Source organism: Nocardiopsis sp. TNDT3 (genome assembly GCF_003427465.1).
Classification (GTDB): domain Bacteria; phylum Actinomycetota; class Actinomycetes; order Streptosporangiales; family Streptosporangiaceae; genus Nocardiopsis; species Nocardiopsis dassonvillei.
The window spans coordinates 1-4,270 of the sequence record NZ_QPFC01000828.1; the positions used below are offsets into that span (position 1 = coordinate 1).

At 70.3% G+C, this 4,270-nt stretch carries 6 protein-coding genes; 3 read left to right on the plus strand and 3 right to left on the minus strand.

Going from position 1 to position 4,270, the window contains the following annotated elements; translation table 11 throughout:
• Nucleotides 1-226: 226 nt before the first annotated feature.
• Both DQW06_RS20085 and DQW06_RS20090 read right to left on the minus strand, forming a co-directional pair.
• Nucleotides 227-403, minus strand: a complete 177-nt coding sequence (locus DQW06_RS20085) for a DUF397 domain-containing protein (protein WP_117199104.1) — start codon at nt 401-403, stop codon at nt 227-229.
• Complete coding sequence (locus DQW06_RS20090; RefSeq protein WP_117199105.1) at nt 400-1,179, minus strand: helix-turn-helix transcriptional regulator; 780 nt, start codon at nt 1,177-1,179, stop codon at nt 400-402. Before DQW06_RS20090 ends, DQW06_RS20085 begins: the two co-directional genes overlap by 4 nt.
• A 181-nt stretch (nt 1,180-1,360) precedes the next feature.
• On the opposite strand from DQW06_RS20090, the gene DQW06_RS20095 reads away from it, so the two are divergent.
• From DQW06_RS20095 to DQW06_RS20105, 3 genes are all read left to right on the plus strand, one after another.
• Nucleotides 1,361-1,927: an ATP-binding protein gene (locus DQW06_RS20095; protein WP_013155137.1), complete on the plus strand. Its 567-nt coding sequence runs from the start codon at nt 1,361-1,363 to the stop codon at nt 1,925-1,927.
• A 175-nt stretch (nt 1,928-2,102) separates the two neighbouring features.
• Nucleotides 2,103-2,873 (plus strand): enoyl-ACP reductase FabI, encoded by a 771-nt coding sequence (fabI, locus tag DQW06_RS20100; RefSeq protein WP_013155136.1) that lies wholly within the window; start codon nt 2,103-2,105, stop codon nt 2,871-2,873.
• Between the two features lie 159 nt (nt 2,874-3,032).
• Nucleotides 3,033-3,806 (plus strand): DUF4239 domain-containing protein, encoded by a 774-nt coding sequence (locus DQW06_RS20105; RefSeq protein ID WP_013155135.1) that lies wholly within the window; start codon nt 3,033-3,035, stop codon nt 3,804-3,806.
• A gap of 224 nt (nt 3,807-4,030) precedes the next feature.
• Here DQW06_RS20105 and DQW06_RS20110 read toward each other — a convergent pair.
• Nucleotides 4,031-4,270, minus strand: a 240-nt coding sequence (locus tag DQW06_RS20110) for a hypothetical protein (RefSeq protein WP_157983512.1), incomplete at its 5' end; no start/stop codon positions are given.

Genomic DNA, 4,270 nt, shown 5'->3' on the forward strand with positions numbered 1-4,270 from the left:
GTTGATGGAGGGGTGGAGGACGCTACGGGGGAGTAGGGTTCGGAAAAGGTGCGTGGGGGGTGCGTATGCGCTGGTCAGCGGCTTGGATGGGGAGGGAAAAATCTGGCTGGCCAGGTTTTTCCATTGTCCGGAATGATTGGTTTTGAGGATTTTTTCCTGGGGTCTTTTGGGTAGGAAAAAGCCCCCGGCCGGAGCGGGCGCGGGGGCTGGAGGCGGTTAGAGGCGGCTACAGGCCGGAACGCAGGCCGCTGAGCAGCGCCACCCACTGGTCCCCGGGGACGGTGAGGTGCCCGGCCTCGCGGTGGACGGTGTCGCGGACGTCAGCGCCCGAGGCGTGTTCGCGGACCTCGACGCACTGGCTTCCGTTGCTGCTGTAGCTGCTCTTGTGCCACTCGTTGCTCATGATGCTTCCAACTCCCTCAACAGCTGCCGGGATTCTCTGGCGGGCAGCGCGGACGCTAGACCTTTTCTTACCAGCGCCTCCACGCGTGGATGGCTGTCTGACTCCAGGATGACGTTTCCGGCGATGTAGTCGCTGGAGACGGCGACGCCCCCGTCTGCCAGCCGGAAGAGTTGGATGGGCGCGGTCACTCCCAGCATGAAGACCCCGGGAGGGAGCAGATAGACCTCGATCCCGCCTTCCTCCATCAGTCGCAACAGGTGCGACGCCTGCTCCCGCCGCACCTGGTCGGGTATGCAGGTCAGGGCGCTGTGTGGGAAAACAGCGGTCACCAGCGGGTCATGGTGATGTTCGCGCAGTACTTTGAGCCGACCGCACCGAGAAGCGACCCACCTGTTGACCTCACTGTCCGAAACCAGAGGTTGGCCGTCTTTGAACACCAGTCGGGCGTACTGCTCGCACTGAAGCAGTCCCGGTACAAAAGCTGGCAACAGCAAGTCGATGGCCACGGACTGTTCTTCCAACCGGGCCACGTTCAGCTGCCACACCGGCAGCTCCGTCCCCGAGGTCTGCTTGCGCCACGCCTTGAGGAGCCTGCCGTCCGCCTTGAGCATCCGGTCCAGGGCCTCGGCGGTCTCCACCCTGGGCGTGAACTTCCCCGACTCCCACCGGGACACGGACGCGGGTGACGTGCCCATGTCGAAGGCCAGCTGTTTCTGCGTTCTCCCGGAGAAATCGCGAAACGTTGTGAGCAGGGAGGAGAAGTGATCTTGCGTCACCCTGCACAACTTACAGAGCCGTTGCGCTCCCTGTCATCCGTTCTCCGGAAAACGACAGACGCTGGAGATATCCCGGGCCCTGTGGCGAGGGTGGATACAGGTCACGAACCCGCAGGTAATTGCGGGCTGTTCGTGACTATGTTCCGGAGGATGGTGATTTCAGTTGGGATCAGTGACAAGCATGCAATCGCGTCGCGGCGGTTCGGGTTCCGGTTTCCAGGACGGCGGCGGCACCGGGCGTTTCCCCCTGCCCCGCAGGGGAGTGGAACCCCGCGACAGGGCACCCCTGGTGCTGGACCAGCGCTGGAGCAGCCTCGGCACCGCGCTCATCGTCGCGGGGCGTCCCGACCAGGCCGCCCTGGTGCGCCACAGGGTCTCGGCCCTCTCCGCCCTGCCGCCGCTGGCGAGGGAAGCGGCCCAGGAACTGGCCGGCGAGGTGTTCAACAACGCGATCGCGCACACGCGCAGCGGCCTGTCCGGGGGCGAGGTCATCGTGAGCGTGCACCGGCTCCCCGGCCGCGTACAGGTCAAGATCACCGACCAGGGGCCGATCGGCGAGGACGCCGTCACCACACCGTGCGTGCGGCCCGCCGACCCGCTGCGCGTGGGCGGGCTGGGGATGCGCCTGGTCGCCGCGCAGGCCAGCCGGTGGGGCACGCTCCACGAGGGCGGCCGGACCACCGTCTGGTTCGAGATCGACCGCCCCGACCGCGCTTCCGGCCGGTCCGACGGGCACGCCGGGCGGTGAACACCTCTCCCGACCTGGACGCGCTCCTCACGGCGGGTCCCGGGGCCGACGGGTACCGCCCGCCTCCCGGGGTTTCAAAATCCGGGCCCGAACCTTGTACCGATTCGCCGGTGACGGCCCTTCCTGCGCACCGGTACGTTCCTCCTGCCAGCACCTACGCGCGGAAGGAACCCAGGTGAACCTCCTCATCACCGGCATCACCACCCAGTCCTCGATCGCCTACGCGATCGCCGAGGAGGCGATGGAGCAGGGCCACCAGGTGATCCTGACCAACCCGCCCGGCAGGCAGCTGTCCATCCTGGAGCGGGTGGCCAAACGCCTCCCCGCCGAACCCGTGGACATCCTTCCCATGGACGTCACCGACCCCGAGCAGGTCACCGAGACGGCGGGCAAGGTCGCCGCCCACTGGGACCACGTGGACGGGCTGCTGCACTCCATCGCCTACGCCCCGGGCGACGCGCTGGGCGGCAACTTCCTCAACACCTCCTGGGAGGACGTGGCCACCGCGATCCACGTCTCGGGGTACTCCCTGAAGGCGCTCGCCGTGGGCTTCCGGGAGCTCATGGCCGCCGCCCCGCACGGCGCCGGGGTCGTCTCCCTGACCTTCGACGCCTCCCGGGCCTGGCCGGTCTACGACTGGATGGGGTCGGCCAAGGCCGTGCTGGAGAACTCCACGAAGTACCTGGCCCGCGACCTCGGCGGCGACGGCATCCGGGTCAACGCCATCAGCGCGGGGCCGGTCAAGTCCCTCGCGGGCGGCTCGATCCCCGGGTTCGACCAGATCGCGGACGGCTGGGCCGAGTCCGCGCCGCTGGGCTGGGACACCAAGGACGCCTCCGTGGTCGCCGGTCCCGCGCTGTTCCTGATGTCCCCGGCCGCGCGCGCCGTCACCGGCACGACGCTGCACGTGGACGGCGGGTACCACGCGATGGGAGCGCCGCTGTAACCCCGGGAGCCGACCGGGAGGGGAGGACGTCCGCGCTGGTCACCACGCCGGGGGGACATTTGCGGACGTTCCTGCTTTCCGCTGGGAAGGCCGCCCCGCGCGTGCTACGGATGGACGCGTTCGCTGCCGGTCCCTCCTCCTTCTTCGCTGGGAATCCCCATGATGACAATGCTGACCGTCCTCGCCGTCCTGGCCGCCATGGTCGGCGGCGCGGTCCTCGCCGTAGGCAGGTTCCGCGTCGACGACGAATCCTCGGGGGGCGCCGTCAGCGTGGTCGTCGCCCCCTGTGTGCTCGCGCTCTACCTCGCGGCGGCGGCGATGGGTGTGGTGATCGGCTGGGAGAACTTCACCGGTGCCGGGGACGGGCTGACCGAGGAGACGAGCGCGGCCGACGCCCTGTACTGGAGCACCACCACCCTCCCCGCCGAGGAGGCGGAGACGGTGCGCCAGCAGTTGCGCGCCTACATGAGCGCGGTCGCCGAGAAGGACTGGCCGATGATGCGCGCCGAGGGCGAGTTGAGCGAGGAGGGCGACGAGGCCCTGGCCGACCTGGCCGCGTCGGTGCGGGCGCTGTCGGTGTCCGACACCGGCGACGGCCTGGACCGCCTGACCGCCCGCCAGGAGCTGGCCGAACTCAGCGACGCGCGCATCGAGCGCGCCGACGCGGCCGGGGACGGCATCCCGTCCGTCCTCAACGGCATCGCGGCCCTGTCGGCCATCGCGGTGGCGGTGCTGCCCTTCGCCATGATCCGGCGGGGCTCGACCGTGGCCTACTTCTGGGCGTCGGCCAACCTGGTGTTCGTGTTCGCCACGATCCTGCTGCTGTTCTACCTGGGCAACCCCTACAACGGGGCCCTGGCGCACGACGCGGGCGCGATCCAGGACGCGCTGGCCGGGTTCGAGCGGATCGACGCCTCACTCAGTCCTCAGTAGGGGGAAGCGGGCCGACGGGCCCCGGACGCGTCCTCGGGGGCCGCGTGCGGGGCCCGTCTGCCGTCTCCGGGCGCTGGCGGACGGCCGTGTCAGGCCGGGTCGGGCCAGGCGCGGTCGGGGCAGATGCGGGCGCGGTCGGGTCGGGCGCGGGCCGCTCCGGGGCGTTCACCCGGGACCGGTCACTCCGAGGGCGGCGCCCGTCACGGCGCCGCCCCCGGAGCCGGTCAGCCCGAGGAGCGCGTGGCGGCGCGGCCCGCGCCCGCGGCGACCACGGCGATGACGACCATGAGCACCACCATGGTGCGCATGGGGGTGAAGGCTCCGGCGGCCTGCGGCGCGGAGTTCGGGGAGAGGTCGGCGAGCACCTGCTCCCGGACGACCCCCTCCACCGGGGGCGGGGCCGACGGGGACTCGGACGGCGGTTCGGGCTGGGCCGCGCGCTCCTGGGCGGGCTCGGCAGAGGC

Excerpts from the sequence above, each read along its gene's own strand:
- DQW06_RS20085 (WP_117199104.1), bottom strand. The coding sequence starts at position 403 with ATGAGCAACGAGTGGCACAAGAGCAGCTACAGCAGCAACGGAAGCCAG.
- DQW06_RS20095 (WP_013155137.1), top strand. The coding sequence starts at position 1,361 with ATGCAATCGCGTCGCGGCGGTTCGGGTTCCGGTTTCCAGGACGGCGGC.
- DQW06_RS20105 (WP_013155135.1), top strand. The coding sequence starts at position 3,033 with ATGATGACAATGCTGACCGTCCTCGCCGTCCTGGCCGCCATGGTCGGC.